Genomic DNA, 26,434 nt, shown 5'->3' on the forward strand with positions numbered 1-26,434 from the left:
ATTAAACCTGTGAATCGTCAAATTTGTAACCAATTCCCCAGACCGTTTGAATGACGTTTGCTCCAACTTTTTCTAGTTTATGTCGTAATTTCTTGATGTGTGCGTCGACTGTTCGTTCTTCGCCAAAAAAATTATAGCCCCAAACATAGTCAATTAATTGGCTCCGTGAAAAAACCTGCTTGGGTTTTTCCGCCATTATAGCTAACAAATCAAATTCCTTTGGGGTAATATCAGGTACTTTTTTGTTATCAAACAAGATTTCACGTCTGTCTTTAGAAATTTTGATATGTTCTGTTTCCACATCAAATTTTTCTTTTACTTTATCAGCTTCAGCTTTAACTCTACTTTGGCTTTCTTCTATATCAATTCTTCGCTGAAGAGCCTTGATTCTTGCAATTAAAGCTAATGGACTAAATGGCTTTGAAACATAATCATCTGCGCCTACGCCTAGGCCCAAAATCTGCTCTGCTTCACTATTTCTCGCCGTCAGCATAATAATTGGAATAGTTGGTGATTTTTCTCTAATTTCTCTAGCAACCTGGATCCCGTCTTTTTTTGGTAAATTCAAATCCAGTGTAACTAAATTATACTGATCAGGATTAGCAGAAAATTTTTCAACAGCTTGCTCCCCATCAGTAGCAACCTCCATTGTCCAACCCTCTTTTTTGATGAACATTTCCATCATCTCTGCAACGGACTGGTCATCCTCAACCATTAAGATATTTAATTTCATTTTCGGTCCCTAAATCCCTTAGTTCTCTCATGCTTTACGTCATCAGGATTAACGTAATCATGTGGCAATTCATGGCGATTAATCAAAAACTTCTTTAAGCTTTTCTCTGTTGCCATAATTGGAAATACAAGAAAAAGATAAAATGTGAGTAACCAAATTAGGAAATATCGATCCCAATTCAGCAAATGGACACCGATCCCAATTAGTAACTGCATTCCGCCAAAAAGGATAAAGTAAAGACTAGCCTTTTTTTGAGCAAACTTAAAACTAGTCGAATTAGTCTGAGCAAGGTATGAATAATATCCGTAAAGTGGATGCGGTTTTCGGGGAGGATTAATTAGCCAGATAATTCCCACAACCATAATAACTAATCCACAAGCGATATATATCATACTTTTCCCTCTTTTAATTTTGAAAATCTATTCGTCATTTCCTGGAGCAGAAATAACCATTTTCATTTTACCAGTGAAAGTGAATTTTTTCATCTGATTAGGAATGATCAGATTTGTACCCTTTTTTAATTGGTATGAATCAGATTCAGTTTCTAGCTGACCAGATCCATCAATTACAGTTACTAGCAGATACGGGTGTTCATTTAAGCCCGTTCTCCACTCACCATTTAAATCAATTTGCCATAGATAAAAATGTGGTGATACAGGTGGAGCAACCAAGGTCGTAATTTGTGCATCTTGATCTTGTTCAATCTTGCCGTTAAGCTTAGGATCAACGTGAGGAAGGGTAGTAACATCGATAGATTTCTCAGTATGTAAATCTCTCTTTTGTCCAGTCTTGTCATCGATTCGATCATAGTCATATAAGCGATACGTAACATCACTTGATTGCTGGGTTTCAATTACCATGATTCCCTTAGTTAAGGCGTGAATTGTTCCTGCTGGAACATAAAAGAAATCACCTGCTTTAACTGGAACTTTCCGCAGAAGCTTGTCCCATTGACCTTTATTAATCATATCAGCCAATTCTGCACGTGTTTTTGCAGTATGACCATAGATTAAATAAGAACCAGGATCAGCTTGTAGTACATACCAACTTTCAGTTTTTCCACGATCATTTTCTACTTTTTCAGCATAATCATCATCTGGATGAACTTGGACAGACAAATCATCATTAGCATCAAGAAATTTCACTAATAGTGGAAATTCCTTACTTTTTGGATTACCAAAAAGCTCAGGGTTTTCTTGATAAATCGAGCGCAAGCTCTTACCTTTTAATTCGCCGTTTGTTGCCGTTGAGGCATCGTCCTTATAACCTGAAATAACCCATGCTTCTCCGACTTTTCCATCAGGAATATCGTAGTTAAAGATTGTTTCTAGCTTACGGCCACCCCATATTTTTGATCTAAAATACGGAGTTAAAAAGATCGGTTCCATTCCCTATCACCTCATATATAAGTTTAAACTTTTACACATTAAAATTAAAACAGATTTTCAAATATGAAAACAAGTTGTTGTTACAATAATAATATTTTTTTATAAATCGTTAATTCAAAAATACAGCCCAATTTTAAAAAACAAAAAAGAAATCCCATGGCAACAAGCTAGATAATTGATAAGTAATATTTTGCAGTCACTTTATATTGTTTTTCTTTATATGTTTTTATTAAGCAAATTTGTGTGCTATTTGAAATAACCAGTATAAAAACCTATCATACTATAATTTTAAAGCAATCCATAAGTAATTTTTACTAGATGTGGTTAATTACTAATCATGGATTGCATCACTTATATGTTATAAAGTAAGTCTTGTATTTTCAATAACAAATTAACATTTGTTATTGAAAAACTACAGTAATACTTGGTCATCGTTTTTAAAAAGGCTCTTGATGGTGAATTAGTGTGATTTATGCTATACTATTTCTATCCTGATTGGGGATGTTTTGGGATTCGACAGGCGTAGATTCGCATTGACTGCGATCCGTAGGTCACGTCTGCGTTAACAACGTCAACAGTTTTATAACTGCAAATAAAGAAAATTCTTACGCATTAGCTGCTTAATTTAAGCGCATGTGTTGCTTTTTATCGGATTACTCACGTCTGGTTAAAAGTATCAACTTAGTGAGTTACGTTTAACTACCTCATCTGAATAGTTAAAAAGAGTCATTTCAGGTTAGCTAGTCCATTCTAGCCCTGTTATATGGCGTTTTGGATTAGTGAAATTCAAGTAATATAACTATGATTGTAGATGTCAGTGACGGAATGCGTTTGGACAGGGGTTCAATTCCCCTCATCTCCATATAAAAAGCCTATAACCATGGTGGTTATAGGCTTTTTAAATATCCAATTATATTAGAGTTCATTTTCCTTATATTCTATTTTTATAGTTTTGCCTTATTTTACTATGAAAGATAAAATTTACTGGCTTTTTACAAAACAAATCTATTAAATGCCCGTTCAATTCCATTTTCATCATTTGAAGCAGTTACATAATCTGCATGTTCCTTTGCTGCAGCAGAACCGTTTTCCATTACTACTGAAGTTCCAGCCACTTTAAACATTGGAATATCATTGCGTTCATCCCCGATAGCCATTACTTCAGCAGTTTTGAATCCTAGTTCTTTTTTCAAAAATTCTAGTGCTACTCCCTTGTTAACATCTGGATGCATTATTTCTAAAAAGTTAGCTGCTGCACGCACCACGTAATTTTCTTTTCCAAATGTTTTTACAACGTCAGCTTCAACTTGATCAAGCTTATCTTTTTCATCACCAAAAACCGCCTTAATTACTTGATCACCTTCAGGTAATTCATCAGGCTTTCTGATTAAGACTCCAGCACTGTTTTCCCATGCCTGGACAACAGTAATTCGATTAACATTTAAATTACTTGTAATGATTGCACTATTCTCATCAACAATATTGTAATCCACGCCATGTTCTCTCGAATATTGGTCAATCTTTTCATAAGTTACTTGATCAATTCCAGATTTTTGTAAAGTCTTACCTGTCACCGTCTCAATAACAGCACCATTAAAAGTAACAACATATTGATTATCCTGAACTATTCCTAGCTCATTCAAAAAATGCTTCACACCAGCTAATGGTCGTCCAGAGCATAGCACAACCTTAATATCACGCTCTACTGCTTTTTTAACTACTTCAATAGTAGATTGAAGTAACCTTCCCTGACTATTTAATAATGTGTCATCAACATCGATCGCAACTAATTTAATCATTTATTTTTCCTTTACTATTTTATTCAAGTTTTAAGTTATTTACCGTTGAATCCGACCATGCTTTTGTGAATTATATTGATAGTCAAAATCAATCTAATAATGCGAATCATATAGCCAAACTGGTTTGGCTAGTCTTTCCGGTTCCTCAGTTTGAAATCTGGGAAAGACATGTGCGTGCAATAAATTATTCATATTGCTCAAAATGTCATAATTAATTCTCTATGGCTGAGAGACTTGAAAAATTGAATTGCCTAATAGTGCTGTAACAGTCAAAAAAGCTATTCTCTCCTCTAAATCGTTTAATGACGACACATTTCTTTTAGGCAATAACACATATTTTTTTCTATGTTACAGCATTATTTCCAAATACTATAATATCAAAAATAAACAAAAAAAGTCGCTAAGTTTTTTCTTAGCGGCTTCTTTATTTAATTACAGGTTTTATCGTTAACTCAAGTGAACTAGACGAACAACATCACGTTCAATCATCAATTCTTCATCAGTTGGAATAATCATTGCCTTGATTGCTGAATCTGGTTTAGAAATGAACTTCTCGCCATTAGACTTATTAGCTTCATAATCTGGCTTTAGTCCCATAAATTCAAAGGACTTCATGATTTCTTCACGAATACCTGTATCATGCTCACCGATTCCAGCAGTAAAGATAATTGCATCAACACCCTTTAATTCAACAATGTAAGAACCAATATACTGTCTTATGTGGTTAACAAAGATCTTACGTGCTAATACTGCTTTTTCATCTGAATTATTTTCCAAGTCACGCATATCAGAAGAAATGCCGGAAATACCTAATAAACCAGATTGATCATTCAAAATGTCAATCATTTGATTAATATCAAGGTTTTCCTTATTCATAATATATTGCAAAACGGATGGATCAACATCACCAGAGCGAGTCCCCATAGTAACACCAGCAAGTGGTGTGAAGCCCATTGATGTATCATATGATTTGCCATTTTTTACTGCAGTAACAGATGCACCAGAACCTAAGTGACATACGATTAATTTCAAATCTTTGGCATCACGTTCAAGCATTTCTGCTGCTCTACCAGTAATGTAACGCACAGATGTACCATGTGCACCATACTTACGCACACCATATTTTTCATAGTATTTATAAGGGATTGAATACATGTAGTGTTCTGGATCCAATGTTTGATGGAATGAAGTATCAAAAACCCCTACTTCAGGAACATCGGGTAGTAACTTCATAAAAGCTTCAATCCCCTTTCCTTCAGCCGGATTATGTAATGGGGCATATTCTTTTAAATCGTAAACTTTTTGCAGCTTTTCCTGATCAATAATAGCGGAATCAGTAAAATCTTCACCACCGGCAACAATTCGGTGACCTACTCCAGCAATTTCACTCAAGTCTTCAACAACTTTATATTCTTTTAAAGCCTTTAATAACAAATTGACAGCTGTTTCTTGATCAGGAATTGCAACCCTTTCTTCGTGCTTTTCACCATTGGCTAACTTAATTTCAAAAGATGAGCCATCAATACCAACTCGATCAGCAATCCCCTCTGCCAGTACTTTTTCTTCAGGTACAGCAAATAGTTTATACTTAAATGAAGAACTTCCTGAGTTTATTGCTAAAACTTTTTTCATAAATGAGATTCCTCCATACACTTTAATTTGACTTTTTTCACAAGTTAATGAATATTTTTAGTATACCACTCATTTAGTTTAACATTAAGCTTGATTAGGTCCTCTTCTTTTTTAAGTGTATCTAACTTTGTGAGAAAAACCTCACTACTTTTAGCATTTTTACCATGATTTTGGAAAACTAAAACGGACTTTTGATTAAATTTATTTTGGAACGCATTATCTGGCAGCTCAATTATTGCTCTTAAATAAACTTTTTCTGATAACCATGGCATAAAGTCACTTCCAGTTTTTCCAGACAAAATATCCTTAGGAACAACAAGGAAAGCATATCCACCCTGCGCCAAATTCTTAATTATCTGTTCAATAAACAAAAGATGAGCAAATGAATGACCTTTTTCAGCCTTGGTTGCAAAATTTTCTGCATTTTCATCAATTGGATAATAACCAATTGGTAGATCACTCACAACAACGTCTGGCTCAGAACAAAACCATGGTGTTAACGCATCTTGGTTGAATAGCTCTATTTCAAGGCCATTTAAATGCGCGTTAATATCGGCAAAGTTCAACATATCTTCATCGTTATCAATACCAAATAAGTTAAAAGCTGCTTTTGAATGATTCGCATTTTTGAGCTGATTCACTACTGAGAATAATAAATTGCCTGTACCAATTGCGGGATCAATCATAGTCAGCCCCTGATCTGGTAATAATTTCTGCATAAACATCGCAATAATAGTTGATATCACTGGCGGTGTTGGCATCTGATTAGGATCTAAATCGTCCTCATTAATAGCCTTGAGTGTTAGAAAAGTAAATATTTGCACTTTTGCCTTTTGTGAAAGATCTTCATAATGCAGTTGTTGGTATTTTTCACTTAGTTGGGCCACTGTTTCTTTATCAGGTGCACCTAATTCAACTTTTATCTGCTCATTTTCCAAATTATCAAAAGTCTCTGTTAGTGCTTCACTAAATGATACGTTTAGAGCATTCTGTAATACCTCAACGCAGTCTATAAATTTATTAAATAAGTTTTCAATTTTATCCACTTTGATACCCCGTTTCTTCTAAACATTTTAATAGAAATCAGGTAACAAGCGCAAGTAAATCAATACCGACATAAATATTCGATTAATAGCGTATTGTTTTGCATACTGCTACAATAGGTTTCTTGATAAAACTGTAAAAAAAGCAAACATGTAGTCAAAACTAAAACGCTACTTAATAAAGCACTAGCCTTTAATTTCATCATTTTTTCTCTTTTCATTTTTTGTTGTTTTAGGTTTTGCATCCAATTTGAAATATATTTCAGATGATCGCCCATCTTTTTCGACGACATTAATTTTTATTTGTTGGTCTTTACTAATAAATGAGGCTTTTTTAACGTTTAACAGTAGTGGCATATGCCCTCCTTCAGGCGTCCTCATTCTAATCATGTCTTTATATGAAGCTAAAATATAAACTTGCGTTTTACCGCTTTGACTAACTTTTTTGATAGCAACTTGACGACTGTTTGTTCCAGCTGGAAAAAGATAAACGGCTTTAGCATCTTCTTTCAAAAAATGATCAAATTGAACATAAGCAAATACTATGTCATCGGTTCGATGATGTGCTTTATCAGCCGTTGCTATACTCTTTAACATATTCTGTAAAGTTCCAACTGCTAGCAAGGTTACAAAAACAGCAAATACAGCATCAGCCAATAAGAAGCCATTACTTTTTAACCTTGTACACTTGTTTTTTAGTTGCATCATAAATTTTTGAATCACCTATCGTTTGATAAACATGATCATGAACAATAATTTGCTTAATTCCATTTTCCTTCATTGCTCGCATAGCATAAGTACGATCAACTTCTTGTTCATTTTCTCGTTCAAATGATCTACTTTCGCTCACAATCAATGAAATACTGACAATTCCTAAAAATGTAATAAAGAGTGCGACACAACTTTCAGCCATTAAAAAACCACCTATTTTATGCTGCATCGTCAATCACTCGTCCCCACATCATTTGCAGCCTGATTGTCTTTCTTTCTTGATGATTGGCAATCACAATTGTTCTCGGTGACATTGAGCCGCTCGACGAGATCCATAAATCTGATAATTTATAAATCTTTATTTGGGGTGCAATTTTAACAACTTTTCTATGGCCTGCTCTGGTAACCGTCAACATATTCGAATTAGGATAATACCTGATGTAGCTTGCAACATGTTTAATGGTAGAAATTGTAGCAGCCTGTTCGATTGTGCTTTTAACTTCTTTGGTAGTATTATTTAACATCATTTTTTCACTATAACCGTCAAGACAAACTGTACCCAGCATAATTACCCCGATTGAAATTGCTAAAGTAATTACCATTTCAATAACTGTAAAGCCACGTTGGCTTGCTTTAGTTTGCATTCTTTTGAACAACACCGTTAGTTACTGTATAATCTTGTGTCTTATCAAACTGTTTCTTAGTTAAATAGCCGTCGTCAAACATATTTTTAAAGGAAATTTCCTTACCGTCGCGCTCTTTGTCTTCTTGATATAAATCTGCCTGAGTTTGGAGTGTCGTTTTAAATGCATCATTAGCTTTGTCATTTGCACTTTGCTTTTGTTTAGTCAAATTAGGTGCAATGATTAGTAACAACATAACGATAATAGCAACGACTACTACCATCTCAATCAAAGTAAACCCTTGTGCTTTTCTATTTTTTGCTAGTAAACCCAATAGATATTTTTTTATTGCTTTTTTCATTTTTATATCCTCCTAAATACTTTGCATCATTGCATACATTGGTAGTAATAACTTTAAGTACATTCCGATAATGCATAATCCAATTAAGATGAAGCAAAACGGTTGAACATTAACAATTAACTTTTCAATTTTGTTGGACAAATTAGTAAACAGTGTCTTCCCTAAGAGCAAGCAGCGCTTGCTCAAATCACTCTTTTTCGCACCAGTTTGAACTAGCAATAACAGTTCATTTGGTAAAAAAGGCTCTTTCTTGATAATTTCCTCCAGGCTTTTACCATCCCTAAGCTGGTTACCAACTTTTGCACCAATCACTTGTTGTAGTGACCCTGTTTCTTGTTTAGCAGCATACTCACACATCTTTTGTAGTGAAAACCCACTTGCAAGCAATAAACCAGCATCATAAACAAGTAAGTAATTAACATATAATTTAATAGTCGAACCAATGATTGGATAATGTTCCAACTTAACCAGAGAACGATAGTCCTGTTTCTTCAATAAGGTGGTAACTTTAACTAAAAAATAGATAAAAAGTAGCCCCATAACAAGTAAAACAAATAGCATAATGTCACCAGTATGCTCTCCAGTATTCGCAAACTGACTAGAAACGAAGGTTTGCATAAATGCGAGCAACAAAACCATCATTACAGCTAAAACAAATGGGTAGGACATTTCGGCTTTTAATTTCTTTATCTGTTCATTTTTCAATCTACTCAATGAAGCAAGTTGACCAAGGCATTCGACTAAGTTACCTTGATTCATTGCTAAGTCGATTTGGATAACAACAGTTTTTGAAAAGCCTAGTCGTTCCATTTCTTTGCTCAATTTTGCTCCAGCCTGAAGGTGTTTGTTTAACTGCCCAAGGATCTTTTTCTGCTTTGACCAAACAATTGGCATTAATTCCAAACTTGTACCAAGAGAAAAACCATTAAGTAAACTATTTTGTAAGTAATCCAAAAAGAGAAATCGTTCTTTACTATTTAGCTTACCCTTGCTTGAATTGCTCAAATACTGCCGCACTAATTCTCTCCTCCTGCTTTAACTTCGCCATATTATCTTGCCAGTCAACATAATCCCCCCGTTGAGATTTCAAGATGCTTTTTTGCAAAAAGTTCCCACTTGCAATGTCCATTAGACAAGAAAAACCATCTTTTGTTGGCAATAAACGTTGATAACAAACGGCAGTAAGACAATTTACTAATTCACTTTTAGTAATGTTCAAACTTTCTAGTCTTGAAATTGTTTGCAATGTGCTTTTCGCGTGAACCGTTGCAAAAACTAAGTGACCACTCAGGGCCGCATCAATTGCCAAACGTGCAGTTACTGCATTTCTGATTTCGCCAATAATTAGAATATCTGGACGATGTCGTAAAGCTGCTTCAAGTAGTATCGGGTATGTAATAGCCGCTTCTAAATTAACTTGTGTCTGCAAAAAACTTGCTTCATGGATTTCCACCGGATCTTCAATTGTCATCACCATCTTATCTTGACCAACATACTTAGCAAGTTTATACATAGTGGTTGTTTTTCCTGAGCCCGTTGGACCACTAGTAATAATAAGACCGCGTTTTTGCGCTAAGCTTTTCAGTAATTCGAGTTGCTGGTTAAAGAAATACTTTCCTTCACTCACACGGTAAATAATTCTAATAACCAATGACTCGCAGTCAGTATAATCACCAAGACTAGATAAGCGCATATAGTACACTTGCTTATTGTATTCAAAATCAAATGCCCCAACTTGTGGTCGTCGGTGTTCAGCAATATCCATTTGAGCCGCAAACTTTAAATAATTAATCAACTCCTTTCCTTCATTAATCGAAAAATTCGCTTGATTTGCAATTCCATTAATTGTTCGAAAATTAACCACTAACTTTCCTTTTTGGATTAAAAAGAACAAATCGCTGGCATGACAGTCAATTGCTTCTTGAATTAATGAACTAACCGCTTCTTTAATTCGCATAAATACCTCCTTTTTGCCGCCAATAATAATTACGCAAAAACCCAGAATTTTTTTGTTAAAATCAAATATTATTTTGAATAAACAAAAAAGCAGCACTTTAAGTACTGCTTCTTTATTCTTCTATTCAGTTTTTATAGTAGACAGAATGACAGGATTAGCATAATGACTACACCACCAAGCATTGGCACAGAAGTCCGCTTGATAATTTGAGCTGTATCCAAGTGAGTTGACTCGGAAACGATTAGAACAACTGCCGCAACAGGTGAAACTGCTCTTAATAAATTAGCTGCTAATTGAATTGGAACAGAAAGTTGCTGTGGAGCAATTCCCGCAGATTTTGCTAACGGTACAATCAATGGAATTAATGCAAAGATTAGTGCGATACCACTGCCGCTCAAGATAACAATTACAGCAGTAAAAATTACCATAATTATTGGCAAGAGGATTCCGGCACTTTTAATATCTGTCATTGAATTTTGTAGCATTGTCATGATACCAACAGCATTTAATCCTTGGACATAAGTTTGAGCAGCAACTAAAAGTACGACAATACTCATTGCATTGCCCATCCCTTTAATGAACACATTGCTGTCCTGCAAAACTTGTTTAGCATCTTTGGTATTAATTAGTTCAACGATAATGGCAATAATCCAACTGATAAGCGTCACTTCCTGCACACTCATGGTTGTAGTTACGCCTCTAACAAGATTATAGATGAAGTCAACTATCAAGATGATAATTGGTGCTAAAGGCAAGAGGCCGTATACAAAGCGTACGAATTTTCCACCTTTAACCTTAAGTTTCTGGGTACTCTCTTCTTTTAACCCATATTTCTTTAATTCTTCTTCATAGCTAATTTCTTGTCCATCTTTCTTATCTTCATGTTTTTGCCAGAAATATTGAATTACAGCAATTAAAAGTAAGGTCGGAATTGAAATTAAAGCGTGGTAGCCAAAAACATATTGTGTAGTTGACAAATGTAGGGCTGAAGCCAATGCTACATTATCTGAACCTAATGGTGTTGGAATGATTGTAGCTGAAGTAGCAATCAAAGCAGCAGAAGTTAATCTACTCATTCCTGTTGCTCTTAAAACAGGATACAATGTTGCCAATAAAATAATTGCTAAATTTGAAGCACTTGGAACTACAAGAGAAAGGATGTTTGACATTAAGAAAACAATCGGAACTAATAAGTAAACAGATTTAATTCCCTTCATTGAAGAAGTCAAAGCACTCACTGTCACATCGTTTGCGCCAATGTGACTCATGTAGGCACTATACCCAGCTAAAAGTAGAATTACAAATCCTGCTTGTGACAGCGTCGAAGTAAATTGATCTATTATAACCTGTATAGGTTTTAAAAATTGGTTCGACACTGGTGCTAAAACGGTTATCTTATTGCCCATTAGAACTGCACAATACAAAAGTACAAGTCCTAAAGCAAATAGCACAATTTTAATATCCATTTTCTTGGATAACATGTAAACCAAGATGATTACTGACAACAAAGTTAAGACGATTGCGATTAACTGATTCATTAAAAATTCCCTTCTAATCTAACAAGTTTTTTTGATTGCTTCGATGAACCAAGCAATAAATTCATCAACATTAACCGACTTACCAATTAAGGCATTTACTGGTTTATTCAATTTATTATTGAAGTCCATTAAAGAAGCACCGTTTGTAGGGCCCTGATCGGCTATGATATCGACGTACGCCTCTTCAAAATCAAACATAGTTGGATTTAGTAAAATTCCTGCTGCAAGTGCATCGTAAATTTTTAATCCAGTATTGAAACTACCGCCACGGTAGCGTTTAAATAGGCTATAGAACATATCACCAACACTGCCAAGCGACTTGATTTGCTCACTTATTTCAGGCTTAACAAGTGCTTGGAAGCCAAGCTCTAACGGTGCAACGCGAATCTTGAGTCCACTTTCAAAAACAATTTTTGCTGCTTCAGGATCGCCGGCAATATTAAATTCGGAATAAATGCCGTAATTTCCGCGACCAATGCAGCCACCCATCAATACTAATTCTTCAATATTAGCTAAATCTTCAGGATATAGCCGAATGTAGAGTGCAAAATCTGTTAATGGTGCAATCCCCACCAAAGTAACTTTTTCACTTGAATTAGCCACTACCTTGTGAATAGCTTCGGGTGCTGTTGTATCTTTTAATAGTAAATCTAAATCAGGCTCTGGAAAGTCATAACCATCCATGCCACTTTTACCATGAACGCTAGCCGCATCTACTGGTGCCTTAATTAAAGCGCGTTTACAGCCCTCTACAACAGGAACTTTTTTGCCTAAAAACTTTTCAAGCTTTAACACATTGTTTAGTGTCTGTTCAATTCCCACATTACCAGCAGCTGCCGCAATTAGCTTCACATCTACTTGCGGATCAAATAATAGAATTGAGATTGCAACTGCATCATCAATTCCAGGATCCGTACTTAAAATAACGGGTTTTGTCATCTTAACTCTCCTACTCATTAAAATGTCTTGTAATAAAGAATCTAATTAATTCCAGTAAAACAGTATACTACTTGTATACCTAATATTCCCAATAAATTTGTGATTTATTACTCAAATTTATAAATATCTTTTACTAACTTTGTTAAATAATGCCATGTTTACTAGTACCATTATGATAAGACGCTATTTATTTTTTTGTGAAGCAGTCAACTTTATTTAAAGCAAATCTGATGCTTTTAGTTTAGCCTTTGCACGAACAGTTATTACATTGGTTAAGAAACAACTAATTATGGCAAATAAAAAACCTTCCAGAATAAATCTGGAAGGTTTTATCTTCTATTAATTAGTCTTCCTCAGCTGCAGTATAAACGTTTTGAACATCATCATCGTCTTCAAGTGCATCAACTAAGTTATCAAATTGTTCCTTCTTATCTTCAGGAACAGGTGTTGTATTTTCTGGAATCATTGTCAATTCCGCATTTGCCAATTTGTAACCTGCTTTTTCTAAAGCGTCACGAACTTGAGCAAATTGTTTTGGATCAGTGTAGATTTCGAACGCATCGTCACTAGTTTGTAAATCGTCACCACCAGCATCCATTACGTCAAGAAGCATCTGATCCTCATCTGCGTCAGTAGTAGTACGATCAATTACAATGTAACCTTTGCGATTAAACATGTAAGCAACTGAGCCACTAGCACCAAGAGAACCACCATTACGAGTGAATGCAACACGAACTGCAGAAGCTGTCCGATTTTTGTTATCAGTCAAAGCTTCAACAAATATTGCTACACCACCTGGAGCATAACCTTCATATGTAATTTCATCATAGTGCTCATCTGAATTACCTTCAGCCTTCTTAAGCGCACGATCAATGTTGGTTTTAGGCATATTATTGGCACGTGCCTTATCCATCACCATACGTAGGTTAGGATTCCCAGAGGGATCAGGACCACCAGTCTTTGCAGCCATATATATTTCACGAGATAACTTTTGGAAAATTTTACCTCTCTTTGCGTCTTGCGCATTCTTGCGGCCTTGAATATTGTGCCATTTTGAATGTCCTGACATAAGAATCCTTCTTTCTCTGCTTAAAATATTAACGATATAATCTTAACGCACGGTTTAAGAAAATTCAATACTATCAAGTTAAGCCAAGTAATTTTCTTCCAGTCTAATATAATTACTTACCATAATAATGCAGACGAATTTATTAATTATTCCCTAGTCTTTTTCATTTTTAATGCGTAAAATGTAAATAATTGTTTAAAAAAGGAGAGAACTTTTGTGGAGGAACTAGATTCTAATAAGAAATATATCTCGTGGCCTGTTTTAACCCTAATGGCTTTCTGTACGGTTATTGGCCTCGATGATATCATGTACAATTTCCAAAATCAGGGAATGCCAGTTGTCACCTCATGGATCATAATGTGTCTTTTTTATGTTATTCCATATTCATTAATGGTTGGACAATTAGGCTCAGTCTTTAATCAGGAAGGCGGTGGGCTTTCCTCGTGGGTACGTGGAACCAATGGGGAATTCCTTGGTTACTTTACTGCATGGACATATTGGGCTGCATCTATCCCTTATGCCGTCGATTCAGCTAATGAGATTATTGTCGATATTGGTTGGGCATTAACTGGTTCAGAAAAGTTTCAGAGTCAAATATCTAACACCAAATTTGCTCTCATGACTTTTGCCATGTTTATTATCTTCATCATCATTGAACACTATTTCTCTCGTTCAATGGAAATTTTGTCAACTATTGGTGGTGGCTTGATGTTAATCATGACACTAATGTTTGTTTTCTTAGCTTTCTTAGGTTTAGCTAAATCAGGTGGCCATATGGCAACCCATCCCTTTACTTGGAAAACATTAATTCCTAAGTTTGACATGCATTATTGGACCACTATTGCCATGTTAATTTACGCTTTAAATGGCTGTGAGCTAGTAGCGCCTTACGTTACCAAAATGAAGAAACCAAAAGCTGATTTTCCTAAAGCAATGGTTGCTTTAGCAATTATGACCATTTTCTTAACTGTCTTTGGCTCATTCGCACTTGGTATTTACTTTGACGGTTACCATATTCCAAAAGATTTAAAGATGAACGGTGCCTACTACGCATTTGATATGGTCGGTCACCAATATGGTATGGGTAAAACATTACTTTACATTTGGGCTTGGACATCAGTCTTTTACAATGCAGCCCTTCTGGCCGTTTTACTCGATGCAATGACGAGAATGTTAATTTCCGATACTGGTGACAAATACATGCCACACTTTTTGCAGAAAAAAGATAAAAATGGATTACCAATTAATGGTTACGTTCTAACTGTCGGTCTTTCAGCTTTCATCATGCTTTTAGGAATTTTTCTACCTGATATGAATGATATTTTCAACTGGCTCTTAAACCTTAACGGTATTATTTCACCAGGTGTTACCTGCTGGATTTTCTTCTCATTCATGCAAATCAGGAAGAATTCACAGAAATTCAAGTCTGATTATGTCTTTATTAAAAACGACAAGCTTGGCTATCTGGCTGGACTGTTTTTATTGATTGTCACTGCAGTGGCAACAGTACTCGGCATTGCGCCACAAGACATTAAGCAATTCAGTGGCTATTGGTGGTATGAACTAATTATTAACATTGTCGCAATTGTAGTATTGATTGGTTTGGGTGCGATTCTACCAAGTATCAGGAAACGTGAAGAAGAATACGGAATTGCTTTCAATCGTGGTCAATGGACAACTATGGGTGTTCTAGTAATTGGTTCAATTATTTTTGATTTATACTTAGGAGAAAGAAATCACTTGTTTAATGGCGCTACACTTAGTCTTGGACAGGCTAAACTGGGCATGAACATTGTATTAATTCTGATTGAAACAGTGTTTGCAATTCTGATTTGCTGGCTAGTTGGCAGAAAAAAGCCTACTTCAGCTAAAAAATAGTTATCAAAATTTTAAAACAGGTTCATCGTTAAATGAATCTGTTTTTTTGTTAAATAAAGAAAAAACCAATCTATCTAATATATAATAATATAGAGGATTTTAGACGAAGGAGAACACCGATGACACCAATTCCATTTAAAGCAGTTGCCGTAGATATGGACGGCACTTTTGAAGATGATAATAAGCAGTTTGATCATTACCGGTTTGAACAAGTTTTAACCAAATTACGTGAGCAAAAAGTTCATTTCATTGTCTCTAGTGGGCGCCCTCTTTCGCGTTTGCGACAAGATTTTTTTGAGTTTCTGGATCGAATCGACATTATAGCTGATAATGGTTCAATTCTTACCAAAGATAATCAGGTCATCGCTAGACATGTTTTTACTTATAAAACTGGTATTAAGCTAGTTAATTTCATTCAGACTAATTACCCCCAAATAGAAATTGTTGCGAGTGGTTTGGATAGTGCCTACTTAAACAAACGTGCATCCACCAATTTTAAAAAATTAATGCACTTTTTCTATCCCAACATTGATGAAATCGCAAACTTACTTGACCTTCCAACCAGCGACAGCTTAACCAAGCTGACACTAAGCTGCTCTTCTGAACTAGCTAATGAAATTGAAAAGAAATTCAACGCAGATAATACTGAGCGAATTCACTGCACAACTAGCGGTTTTGATAATATCGACATCATGCCAGTCAACGTTAACAAGGGTCAGGGAATCAAATTCTTTTTACGCTACTTTGAAATCGAGCCTGAAGAGCTGATTGCTTTTGGCGATGGAATGAACGATAAAGAAATGATTGAACTTGCTGGTTACAGTTATGCAATGGAAAATGGTGATGAACGCTTAAAGAAAATTGCCAAATTTGAAGCTCCTAGCAACAATGAAATGGGCGTTTTGCAAGTGTTAGAAGACTATTTAGGCTAAAATTAAGTTGAAATGAAAGCAAAAGACAGATCTAAAAGGAAAATTATTTATGAGTTATATTGAAGTCAAACACAATTTTAAACGTTACCAAACCGGTGACACTGAAATTTTAGCTAATAACGACGTCAATTTTTCCATTGAAAAAGGCGAATTGGCAATTATTTTAGGAGCTTCCGGTGCTGGTAAGTCAACTATCCTCAATATCTTAGGCGGAATGGACACCAACACCTCTGGTGACATCATCATCGATGGCAAAAATATTGCAAATTATAATAAACGCCAATTAACTACGTATCGGCGTAATGACATTGGTTTTGTTTTTCAATTCTACAACTTAATTCAAAACTTAACTGCAAAAGAAAATGTCGAACTAGCATCAGAAATTGTTGCCGATTCACTTGATCCAGTTCAAACCTTAATTGACGTTGGCTTGAAAAATCGAATTAACAGCTTCCCTGCTGAACTATCAGGTGGTGAGCAGCAAAGAGTTGCTATTGCGCGTGCAATTGCTAAAAATCCCAAAATACTTCTGTGTGATGAGCCAACTGGAGCACTTGATTACCAAACAGGAAAGAGCGTCTTACAAACCATTGCCAAAATGAGCCGCGAAAATGGTGCAACAGTAGTTATTGTTACGCACAATAGTGCACTGGCACCAATTGCAGATCGCGTGATTCATTTTCATGACGGCCAAGTAACCAAAATTGAGCAAAACGCTCAACCAGAAGATATTAAAAATATTAAGTGGTAGAAAAGGCAGATCATGAAAAAAATAATTTGGAAAGATTTTTGGCAGTCAATTAAGCACACCAAAGGACAATTCTTGTCAATTATGGGCTTAATGATGATCGGAGCATTCGCGCTGGTCGGACTTTTTGTTACGGGACCTGATATGCGTGATACTGGTAATCACTATGCGCAAGAGCTTAACACTGCTGATTTATCTGTAATGTGTAATTATGGTTTTGACAAAAAAGATACCGTAAAAATCAAGCAAACAAAGGGTCTTGAAGAAGTTGAATTCGGCTATATGACTGACACCGTTTTGAGAAATACCGATGAAAGTTTTCGCGTTTTTTCAAAGCCTAAATCTGTCGGCAAGTACGAAGTGCGCGAAGGTCGCTTACCTAAAAGTAAAAACGAAGTTGCACTTGCTGAGCACTATCATAATCGCTACAAGATTGGTCAAGAAGTCAGTTTTACCGAAAAGAAGAATCTGCTTGGTAGTACCCTTCTAAAAAGAAAGACATTTAAAGTCGTTGGATTTGTCCGTTCAAGTCAAATTCTATCTAATGTTAACTTAGGTCAAAGTAATAGTGGCACTGGCGAACTTAAAGGATATGCTGTTGTTTTGCCAAGTGCTTTTAACCATCAAGTTTACACTGTTGCCAACCTTAGATATCACAATTTACGTAACCTTGATTCATATGGCAAAGTTTATACTGCCCGAGTTAGTGATCACAAAAAGGCATTGCAAAAAACGCTCAAGAAAGATGCCGAGCAACGCCAAAAACGAATTGATGCTAGCTTTAATCAAGTAATAAAGCCAAAGGAACAGCAACTTACTAACGCCAAAAATAAAATAGCCGATACTAAAAAGCAACTGTTACTTGCCCAGCAAGAATTAGATGAGCAGAAAAATGCCTTAGCTGCTCAAGCTTCGAGTGCTACTACACCAGAAGCAAAAATGCAGCTTAAACAGGCTCAAGCAGAATTATCTGCCAAGGCAAAAGTTTTACAAGCAAAAAAGCAAAAAGCAATGACTGCTTCAGCAAGTGCTGAAAAAACAATTGCAAAGAATGAACGTAAATTAGCTAAAGCAAAAAAACAGGCCAAAAAGTTATCAGCACCAAGTTATAGTGTTTACAATCGCCGAGAAGTGCCTGGTGGTGAAGGGAATCTTGTCTATACCACGGTCGCAAGAGTTGTCGAAGACTTAGCGAAAGTCTTTCCTATCTTTTTGTATTTTGTAGCTGCTTTAGTCACATTTACCACTATGAATCGTTTTATCGATGAGGAAAGAATCAATTCTGGAACACTGAAAGCATTGGGCTATAGCGACAATGTTGTTATCAGCAAGTTTGTCTTTTACGGTTTTCTTTCAGGAACCATCGGAACAATTATTGGTGTTTATCTTGGCCATACTTTAATGCCACAGATTGTTTACCATGCTTACTATAAGTCTCTGACGATTCCACCAATTGAAGAACACTTTTACTGGCAGATTAGTTTAATTGCTCTTGTTTTATCTTGGATCAGTTCCGTTCTACCCGCTTATTTAACTGCAAAAGCTGAATTCCGTGAAAAACCAGCTGCATTACTTCTACCTAAGCCACCTGCAGCTGGTTCAAAAATACTTCTTGAAAGAATTCCGTTTATTTGGAACCATCTTAGCTTCACCCACAAGGTAACTGCCCGTAACATCTTCCGTTATAAAAAACGAATGTTAATGACAATCTTTGGTGTTTGTGGTGCAGCTACTCTTCTTTTTACAGGTTTTGCAGTAAAGAACTCTATCAGTAATATGAACAATCGTCAGTTTTCAGGATTAATTCATTACAACATGATAGTGGCTCAAAAATCCCCAATTTCAGCTAATGACCAAGCTACACTCGATGATAAACTAGAAGAAAGTAACATTAAATCCGAACTACCTATCTATTATGAGTCGATGTCAAAAACTGCTGGTAAATCTGGTGACACGCAAGACATTACTTTAATTGCGCCAAAATCAGACCACAAACTTGACCAATATCTTTATTTAAACGTTCGTCGCAGTAAAAAGAAGATTACATTAACCAATGATGGTGTTGTCATTTCCGAACGCCTAGCCAGTCTCCTAAACGTTAATAAAGGTGACTATATGACTTTGACTGATAAAGACAATCATCGTCGAAGAATGAAGATTGCTAATATTACTGAAATGTATATGGGCCACTTTGTTCTAATGAACTCAGACCAGTATGAAAAGATTTTTGCTAAAAAGTATTCTACTAACGCTCATCTGGTTAACTTAAAGAACAGTTCTAATAAGAACACCAAAAAAGTAGCTGCAGATTTTATGAAGCTTAACGGTGTTGCTGGTGTCGTTCAAAACACAGCAATTAGTCAAGAACTAGACGTTGTTGTGCAATCCCTTAACATGATAATGGTTGTTTTAATCATTGTTGCTGGTTTGCTGGCAATTGTTATTTTGTACAATTTGACTAATATCAACATCGCTGAACGAATCCGCGAACTTTCTACCATCAAGGTATTAGGCTTTTACAACAATGAGGTCACAATGTACATCTACCGCGAAACAATTTTGTTAACGGGTATTGGGATTCTAGTGGGATATTTGACTGGTGATTTGCTTTATCGCTACATCCTGTATGTTGTTCCACCTGATAATGTCATGTTCAATCCAGCCCTTTCCGCCTCCAGCTTCTTGTGGCCATTGGGTGTAATTGGATTAATTACAATTATTTTAGGATTTATCGTCAACAAAAAATTAAGAGATTTAGATATGCTAGAAGCATTGAAATCCGTTGATTAATATCCTTTGAATAGTAAAAAAGTCGAGCTAGTATGCTCGGCTTTTTTCAATAGTTTTTTGTAGTCAAATTAAAACCACTTTATTTAAGTGAAAACATCGTTACAAATAACTAATGCTCATACAGAATAAAAAAGGATAGTCGACTAAATTTCGACTATCCTTTTTGCGTTAAATTTTTGCTCTTCCGAGTAAAACAGAACTTATTACAACTGATAATGAACTAAAGGCCATTGCAAGACCAGCTATTTCAGGACTAAGAGTAAAACCAATCCCTGCAAATAACCCCGTGGCAATTGGAATTCCTAAAATGTTATAAATAAATGCCCAAAACAGATTCAACTTAATCCGTTTAAAAGTTTTTTTACTCAATTTAAATGCACGAACAACATCTTCTAAGTCATTTTTGATTAGAACAATTCCGCCTGCATCAATCGCTACATCAGTTCCAGACCCCATTGCTATCCCAACATCTGCTTGCGTTAATGCTGGAGCATCATTAATACCATCACCAACAAAGGCAACCTTATAGTTATGTTGCAACTTTTTAATTTCGTCAGCTTTATCAATCGGTAAAACTTCCGCAATTACTTGATCTATTCCTACTTGTTTAGCAACTGAATTTGCAACTTGCTTATTATCACCGGTAAGCATAACTGTTTTTAAGCCTTCCGCCTTTAAGTCGGAAATTGCCTTAGCTGCTGTTTCCTTTGGAGCATCTTGAATTGCAATCAAACCGATAACCTTATCATCCATAGCAGCAATAACAACGGTCTTTGCTTCTTTTTGCAACTTAGTTATCGCATCAGACATTTTGGTTTCAACAGTATATTGGTCAATTTCGGGTTTACCGACAAAAACAGTTTTCCCATCGATTATCCCCTTAATTCCGTGTCCTTCAATCGCCTTGAAATCAGTTACATCTTTCATCTCAACATTTTCAGTTTGAGCAGCAGTTAGAATTGCTGGTGCAAGTGGATGCTCTGATAATTTTTCTAGGCTTGCAGCTACTTGTAATACTACTAATTTATTCCCAATGACGTCTGTTACTTGCGGTTTTCCTTTAGTAATTGTGCCAGTTTTATCAAAAACTATTGCAGTTAAATTATTAGCAGCTTCAAGAATTTCACCATTTTTAATCAAGATTCCTTTTTTAGCGCCCAAACCTGTTCCGACCATTAAAGCGGTTGGCGTTGCTAATCCTAAAGCACAGGGACAAGCAATTACCATTACGGAAACTGCGTAGTTAAGAGCTGTTGGTACGCTCTTATTTAAAAAGACAAACCAAACTAGAAATGTGATAATAGCAATAATTAAAACAGTTGGAACAAAAACGTTAGCAACTTTATCGGTTAGTTTTTGAATCGGTGCATGGCTATTCTGTGCTTTCTTTACAATTTCAATAATTTGGGCAAGCATTGTGTCATTGCCAACTTTTTCGGCTTCAATGACAAAAGATCCATTTTGATTAATTGTTGAACCAATTACTTGATCTCCAGCTTTTTTGGCAACAGGCATGCTTTCTCCAGTAACCATTGATTCATCAATATTTGAAGTTCCAGAAACTATTTTTCCATCGACAGGTACTTTTTGTCCCGGTAAAACTTGTATTAAATCACCTTTTACAACCTGACTTATCGGAACCTTCACAAACTCAGTTCCGCGTTTTACCAAGGCCTCTTTTGCCCCTAGGTTAACCAGTTTACTAATTGCACTCGAGGCATTACTACGCATTTTTGCTTCCAGGACTTGCCCTAAAAGAACAAACGTAATTACAAACGCTGCTGTCTCAAAAAAGACTGGCCTTCCCGTGAACATGGCATAAATGCTGTAAAGGTAAGTGATCATTGTTCCCAGTGCAACAAGGGTATCCATGTTGGAATGGTGCTTTAGGAATGCTGACCAGGCGCTAGAAACGAATGGACCCGCAGAAATCAACATAATAACTGTCGTAAACGCCAGCATTGTCCAATTACCACCCGGTAACATCCAGCCTGTAAACGGATGGATTATCATCTCAATAAGCATTGGCAGGGAAAGTACCAATGAGGTCCAAAAACGTGTCGTTATCTTCATATACTGAAACCTTTTCCTAGTTATTTAACGATTACCTTGCCATGAAACATGTTCATACTGCATCCCCAGTCATATTCACCTGCTTTAGATGTGTCAATCTTGACCTGCTCAACTTGACCTTTCGGCAATTCCTGATTAATTCCCAAGTCTGAGAAAATGACATGATCTAAGCAGCTTGAAGAATCTAATCGTTTGAAATTCAATGTTGCTGGAACGCCCTTTTTTAGGACAACTTTTTCAGGTGAATAGCCACCCTTTACTTGAATGTTAACCGTTTGATTAGTAGAATTCACTTTTGCCTGTTCAACATTTCCATCATGTTTGCCTAAGAACCACCAAGCAATAAAAGCAATAGCCATAATTCCTACAATTAATGTAATAACCTTCATAATTAACTCCCCTTCAACTTATTTGTTTTATCCTTTTCAAATGTCTACATTTGTAAACTATAATCAATTTACCACTTATATTTACATTTGTAAACATAAACGAATTAAAACAGCCACTAACTCTCGTTAATGGCTGTTTGCGATTTTTACTTTGTCTATCTGACTTATCGATCCTCCAAAATCGATAAAATCGACTCGTGCGTAAAAATTATGTCGCATACGGACTATCAAATTGCGCATAAGCAGCAGGTTAAGCATTATTAAGCATTGATACGCTTTTTTTACTCCATTGCTTTCTAGCGTGAAGCTACTCAACTATTCAGTGATCAACTTGTTTAAATAAAACTTTTGTCTTTCATTTCATTTTCTATCCCATCTTTTAGACTTGGTCAAAAAACCGCAGATCATCAGTCTATGAGGATCGGTAATATCTTTCAAGAAATACCTGCTTACTTCGGTGGTTCTTTAGAAAATCTTTTTAAAAAACATGCGTTATCCTTACCTTCCTTATTGCTTGTATATTTTATATTTGCTATTTAACCATAATAAAAACTAGTAGCACTTAGTATATTTTTTAAAGAAATGCATTAATTCTACCTTGACCAGCTCCCCAATCACTAGTAAAGTAAAATCAATTTATAATTTATCTATAGTTAAACAAGGAGCGTGCAGTAAATGTCAAATTGGTCAACAAAATTTGTAAAAGAAGGATTAACTTTTGATGACGTCTTATTAATTCCGGCTGAAAGTCATGTATTACCCAATGAAGTTAATTTACATACAGAATTAGCACCAAATCTTAAACTTAAAATCCCACTAATTAGTGCTGGTATGGATACGGTTACTGAGGGCGCAATGGCAATTGCAATGGCACTTCAAGGTGGATTAGGTGTTATTCATAAGAACATGTCAATCAACGCACAAGCCGGCGAAGTCGCAAACGTTAAAAATGTTATTGTACCAAGTGATGTTTCTAAAGCAGCTGTTGACGAAAACAATCGTTTATTGGTTGCAGCTGCAATTGGCGTAACTAGTGATACCTTTGAACGTGCTGAAGCACTACTCGAAAACGGCGCTGACGCAATCGTTATTGATACTGCACACGGACATTCCGCTGGTGTATTACGTAAAATCAAAGAAATTCGTGATCATTTTCCAAATGTTACTTTAATTGCAGGTAATATTGCCACTGGTGATGCAGCAAGAGCACTTTTTGATGCTGGAGTCGATGTCGTAAAAGTTGGCATTGGACCTGGATCAATTTGTACAACGAGAGTTGTCGCTGGAGTTGGTGTTCCGCAAATAACTGCAATTTATGATGCTGCAACAGCTGCTCGTGAATACCACAAGCCAATTATTGCCGATGGTGGAATAAAATACTCTGGTGATATTGTTAAAGCTCTCACTGCTGGTGGCAATGCTGTAATGCTAGGAAGCATGCTTTCTGGTACAACTGAAGCACCTGGAGAAATTTTTGAAAGCGATGGCGAAAAATACAAGACCTACCGTGGAATGGGATCTGTAGGGGCAATGGCACAAGCACATGGTTCATCTGACCGTTACTTCCAAGGCGGCGTAAATGAAGCCAATAAGCTTGTTCCAGAAGGTGTAGAAGCACGCGTTGAATATAAAGGTGATGTTTCGGATATCATTTTTCAAATCATTGGTGGTTTGCGTTCCGGAATGGGATACGTTGGGGCATCAACAATCTCTGAACTAATTGAAAATGCTCAATTTGTAAAAATCACTAATGCTGGTTTGAGAGAATCACATCCACATGATGTTCAGATCACTAAAAAAGCACCTAATTACGAAAGATAAATTTTAAATATCAAGTTCAAAAAAGGCTAGTTACACAAGCGTAACTAGCCTTTTTATTTCTCAGATAATATTTGATTTAATTTAAGCAGATTTTGTATCAGCTCTTTTTTTACTTCAGAACCCAAAATTTTCTCAGTTTCTTTCTCAGAAGAAACAAAATATGAGGTTATTTCAGGTTCCATTTTTCGAGCTTTATCTGTCAACTGGATTACCTTTAAACGCGTATCCTTATGATTAACTTCCTTTGTAATCAAATCTTTTTGCTCCATCAAATGCAAAATATTAGTTGCAGTCGACTTTCTGATATTGAACTCATGCTCAATATCCTTTTGATAAATATAGTGTTCTCCAGAAAAAGATGCTAAATATTCAATAATTAGCATTTGCATTCCTGTCAGACCTAATTGTCTAGCAAAATGATCTACATTACGGTTAAAAGTGTTTTGGGCGCGTTGTAGAGTCAAACCCAGTCTTTCCATTAATTATTCTCCTGCTTTAACAGCCTTTGTAGCTTTATAAAGCAAGTATACACCAATAGCAACTAAAATCAGCAAAAAGATTAAGCCAATTTGAGCGGCATCAACCAGTCGTCCAGCTGCAGTTGTTCTAGTACTCATTTGTTGAACAAATTGCATAATTGCTGAAACAATTGAAGTACCCACTGCGCCAGCAAATTGTTGCGCCATATTGAACAATCCATTACCATCAGTGTGTTCTTTTTCAGTTAAAACATTTAGGGAAGCTGTCATGATATTACCCATGATTAAACCAGTTCCAAGCATTGTCACCGTATAAAATAGGATAATCTCAAGTGAGCTAAAGTTAGAAGCAAAAGCACAGAACAGTGCACCGCCAATAAACTCTAGAACCGCACCAGTCATTACTGGTTTTCTGGCACCGTAGTTATCAAGCAAACGTCCACCAACAGGAGATGCAATCGCACCTACAATCCCACCAGTTAGAAGTAAAAGTCCTGCTGTCATTGCAGTTTGCTTGTTAGCAATCTGGACATAGTTTGGCAGAATAAATGATAACCCTAACGTGTTAATTTGAAACACGAAATATGCACTCAAGCCTTGTGTAAATTTATTTTTCTTAAATACTCGAATATCAATCAATGGATTTTCCACTTTTAAAGAGTGCTTAATAAAAATGATCAGTCCAATAATTCCGATGACTAATGGAATAATGAAAGTAAGAGGCTTTTGCATAATCGCTGCCAAGTTACTAAAAGCAAAAATCAAAGCAATAAAAGTTACTGCAATACTTAAAAAGCCAATAAAATCTAATTTAGTGTGCTCAATCTTTTCTGAATCTTTAGTAATTGAGCAAAGACCCATAATTAATGAAATAATCATTACCGGAAGCATGAAGATGAAGATGTAGCGCCAACCCATCGTATTCACAACTAAACCACCAAAAGTTGGTCCAAGTGCTGGGGCAACTGCAGTAATCATTGTTCCAATTCCCATTAATAAACCAATTTTGTCTAATGGGGATTTTTCTAGAATAATGTTAAACATCAGTGGAATTGCAATTCCGGCTGCTGCTCCCTGAACAATTCTTCCTATTACTAAGAGCATAAAATTCTTAGCAACTACATCAATCAAAAGACCAGCAATAAACAAAACTGAAGCTGTAATAAACAGTGCACGTGAACTAAAATTACGTTTTAAATACGCTGAAAGTGGCATAACAATTGAGGCAACCAATAAGTAACCTGTTGTCATCCATTGAACCATCGACATATTAACGTTAAATTCGCTCATTAGGACTGGAAAGGTAACATTTCCTGCCGTTTCAATCAAAACCCCCGAAAATGACATCAATCCTGCTGCAAAGATTGAGCAAATCAATCTCGCATCTAATTTCCTTTGCATAAAATTCCTCCTTCAATTTTAGTTAGCAAGCTAACGATTTACTATCGTAACCTAAAAAAATTTAAAAAGCAATTAATAACGTTTTCAAAACAAAAACCCATCTAAAAAGATGGGTTTTGTTTAATCATTT

Annotated in this window: 24 protein-coding genes and 1 other RNA gene; 6 read left to right on the forward strand and 19 right to left on the reverse strand. The window is 35.8% G+C overall.

Annotated features, from left to right (window positions below; translation table 11 throughout):
• Window position 1 precedes the first annotated feature (1 nt).
• The 3 genes from H3R21_RS02335 to manA are packed head-to-tail and all read right to left on the reverse strand — an operon-like array spanning window position 2 to window position 2,121.
• Window positions 2–733 (reverse strand): response regulator transcription factor, encoded by a 732-nt coding sequence (locus H3R21_RS02335; RefSeq protein WP_198182718.1) that lies wholly within the window; start codon window positions 731–733, stop codon window positions 2–4.
• Window positions 730–1,125 (reverse strand): SdpI family protein, encoded by a 396-nt coding sequence (locus tag H3R21_RS02340; RefSeq protein ID WP_198182720.1) that lies wholly within the window; start codon window positions 1,123–1,125, stop codon window positions 730–732. The genes H3R21_RS02335 and H3R21_RS02340 overlap by 4 nt, the downstream gene beginning before the upstream one ends.
• A 27-nt stretch (window positions 1,126–1,152) precedes the next feature.
• A complete protein-coding gene (gene manA / locus H3R21_RS02345) occupies window positions 1,153–2,121 on the reverse strand; it encodes a mannose-6-phosphate isomerase, class I (RefSeq protein ID WP_198182722.1) in 969 nt (322 codons plus the stop codon).
• Between the two features lie 497 nt (window positions 2,122–2,618).
• On the opposite strand from manA, the gene ssrA reads away from it, so the two are divergent.
• Window positions 2,619–2,986: a transfer-messenger RNA gene (ssrA, locus tag H3R21_RS02350) on the forward strand.
• Between the two features lie 127 nt (window positions 2,987–3,113).
• On the opposite strand, the gene H3R21_RS02355 is transcribed toward ssrA, so the two are convergent.
• From H3R21_RS02355 to H3R21_RS02410, 12 genes are all read right to left on the reverse strand, one after another.
• Complete coding sequence (locus H3R21_RS02355) at window positions 3,114–3,920, reverse strand: Cof-type HAD-IIB family hydrolase (protein WP_198182724.1); 807 nt, start codon at window positions 3,918–3,920, stop codon at window positions 3,114–3,116.
• Window positions 3,921–4,367: 447 nt separating this feature from the next.
• Window positions 4,368–5,552 (reverse strand): acetate/propionate family kinase, encoded by a 1,185-nt coding sequence (locus H3R21_RS02360; protein WP_198182726.1) that lies wholly within the window; start codon window positions 5,550–5,552, stop codon window positions 4,368–4,370.
• A gap of 44 nt (window positions 5,553–5,596) precedes the next feature.
• A complete protein-coding gene (locus H3R21_RS02365; protein ID WP_198182727.1) occupies window positions 5,597–6,598 on the reverse strand; it encodes a class I SAM-dependent methyltransferase in 1,002 nt (333 codons plus the stop codon).
• A gap of 183 nt (window positions 6,599–6,781) precedes the next feature.
• On the reverse strand, window positions 6,782–7,303 hold the full coding sequence (locus H3R21_RS02370; protein WP_198182729.1) for a ComGF family competence protein: 522 nt from the start codon (window positions 7,301–7,303) through the stop codon (window positions 6,782–6,784).
• The gene (locus tag H3R21_RS02375) at window positions 7,263–7,508 is read right to left on the reverse strand and encodes a hypothetical protein (RefSeq protein WP_198182731.1); all 246 of its coding nucleotides are present in this window, start codon (window positions 7,506–7,508) and stop codon (window positions 7,263–7,265) included. Before H3R21_RS02375 ends, H3R21_RS02370 begins: the two co-directional genes overlap by 41 nt.
• A gap of 16 nt (window positions 7,509–7,524) precedes the next feature.
• The gene (locus tag H3R21_RS02380) at window positions 7,525–7,950 is read right to left on the reverse strand and encodes a Tfp pilus assembly protein FimT/FimU (RefSeq protein WP_198182733.1); all 426 of its coding nucleotides are present in this window, start codon (window positions 7,948–7,950) and stop codon (window positions 7,525–7,527) included.
• Window positions 7,940–8,290: a competence type IV pilus major pilin ComGC gene (gene comGC, locus H3R21_RS02385; protein ID WP_046306587.1), complete on the reverse strand. Its 351-nt coding sequence runs from the start codon at window positions 8,288–8,290 to the stop codon at window positions 7,940–7,942. The genes H3R21_RS02380 and comGC overlap by 11 nt, the downstream gene beginning before the upstream one ends.
• A 12-nt stretch (window positions 8,291–8,302) precedes the next feature.
• On the reverse strand, window positions 8,303–9,307 hold the full coding sequence (locus H3R21_RS02390; protein WP_046306586.1) for a type II secretion system F family protein: 1,005 nt from the start codon (window positions 9,305–9,307) through the stop codon (window positions 8,303–8,305).
• Window positions 9,273–10,247 (reverse strand): competence type IV pilus ATPase ComGA, encoded by a 975-nt coding sequence (gene comGA, locus H3R21_RS02395; RefSeq protein WP_198182735.1) that lies wholly within the window; start codon window positions 10,245–10,247, stop codon window positions 9,273–9,275. Before comGA ends, H3R21_RS02390 begins: the two co-directional genes overlap by 35 nt.
• 131 nt (window positions 10,248–10,378) lie before the next feature.
• Window positions 10,379–11,785 carry a C4-dicarboxylate transporter DcuC gene (gene dcuC / locus H3R21_RS02400; RefSeq protein WP_046306582.1) on the reverse strand — a complete coding sequence of 469 codons (1,407 nt, stop codon included), beginning with the start codon at window positions 11,783–11,785 and terminating at the stop codon, window positions 10,379–10,381.
• Between the two features lie 18 nt (window positions 11,786–11,803).
• Window positions 11,804–12,724, reverse strand: coding sequence for a nucleoside hydrolase (locus tag H3R21_RS02405; protein WP_198182737.1), 921 nt, complete (start codon window positions 12,722–12,724; stop codon window positions 11,804–11,806).
• A gap of 343 nt (window positions 12,725–13,067) precedes the next feature.
• Window positions 13,068–13,793 carry a YebC/PmpR family DNA-binding transcriptional regulator gene (locus tag H3R21_RS02410; protein WP_046306578.1) on the reverse strand — a complete coding sequence of 242 codons (726 nt, stop codon included), beginning with the start codon at window positions 13,791–13,793 and terminating at the stop codon, window positions 13,068–13,070.
• A 270-nt stretch (window positions 13,794–14,063) separates the two neighbouring features.
• Here H3R21_RS02410 and H3R21_RS02415 point away from each other — a divergent pair, with 270 nt between their 5' ends.
• The 4 genes from H3R21_RS02415 (at window position 14,064) to H3R21_RS02430 (ending at window position 20,141) form a co-directional block, all read left to right on the forward strand.
• Complete coding sequence (locus H3R21_RS02415; RefSeq protein WP_232352304.1) at window positions 14,064–15,671, forward strand: APC family permease; 1,608 nt, start codon at window positions 14,064–14,066, stop codon at window positions 15,669–15,671.
• Between the two features lie 119 nt (window positions 15,672–15,790).
• Entirely contained in the window at window positions 15,791–16,603 is an 813-nt protein-coding gene (locus tag H3R21_RS02420; RefSeq protein ID WP_198182739.1) for a Cof-type HAD-IIB family hydrolase, read from the forward strand.
• Between the two features lie 49 nt (window positions 16,604–16,652).
• The gene (locus H3R21_RS02425) at window positions 16,653–17,354 is read left to right on the forward strand and encodes an ABC transporter ATP-binding protein (protein ID WP_198182741.1); all 702 of its coding nucleotides are present in this window, start codon (window positions 16,653–16,655) and stop codon (window positions 17,352–17,354) included.
• A gap of 12 nt (window positions 17,355–17,366) precedes the next feature.
• A complete protein-coding gene (locus tag H3R21_RS02430) occupies window positions 17,367–20,141 on the forward strand; it encodes an FtsX-like permease family protein (protein ID WP_198182743.1) in 2,775 nt (924 codons plus the stop codon).
• Window positions 20,142–20,309: 168 nt separating this feature from the next.
• On the opposite strand, the gene H3R21_RS02435 is transcribed toward H3R21_RS02430, so the two are convergent.
• The gene (locus H3R21_RS02435; protein ID WP_198182745.1) at window positions 20,310–22,214 is read right to left on the reverse strand and encodes a copper-translocating P-type ATPase; all 1,905 of its coding nucleotides are present in this window, start codon (window positions 22,212–22,214) and stop codon (window positions 20,310–20,312) included.
• Window positions 22,215–22,234: 20 nt separating this feature from the next.
• The gene (locus tag H3R21_RS02440; protein ID WP_198182747.1) at window positions 22,235–22,603 is read right to left on the reverse strand and encodes a cupredoxin domain-containing protein; all 369 of its coding nucleotides are present in this window, start codon (window positions 22,601–22,603) and stop codon (window positions 22,235–22,237) included.
• 675 nt (window positions 22,604–23,278) lie between these two features.
• Here H3R21_RS02440 and H3R21_RS02445 point away from each other — a divergent pair.
• Window positions 23,279–24,424 carry an IMP dehydrogenase gene (locus H3R21_RS02445; protein WP_198182749.1) on the forward strand — a complete coding sequence of 382 codons (1,146 nt, stop codon included), beginning with the start codon at window positions 23,279–23,281 and terminating at the stop codon, window positions 24,422–24,424.
• Window positions 24,425–24,477: 53 nt separating this feature from the next.
• Here the strand turns inward: H3R21_RS02445 and H3R21_RS02450 are convergent, their stop codons facing one another.
• Window positions 24,478–24,903 (reverse strand): MarR family winged helix-turn-helix transcriptional regulator, encoded by a 426-nt coding sequence (locus tag H3R21_RS02450; protein WP_046306563.1) that lies wholly within the window; start codon window positions 24,901–24,903, stop codon window positions 24,478–24,480.
• Window positions 24,904–24,906: 3 nt separating this feature from the next.
• Window positions 24,907–26,304: a DHA2 family efflux MFS transporter permease subunit gene (locus tag H3R21_RS02455; protein WP_046306561.1), complete on the reverse strand. Its 1,398-nt coding sequence runs from the start codon at window positions 26,302–26,304 to the stop codon at window positions 24,907–24,909.
• Window positions 26,305–26,434: the final 130 nt, after the last annotated feature.

Source organism: Lactobacillus sp. W8172 (assembly GCF_016102055.1).
Taxonomy (GTDB): domain Bacteria; phylum Bacillota; class Bacilli; order Lactobacillales; family Lactobacillaceae; genus Lactobacillus; species Lactobacillus apis_A.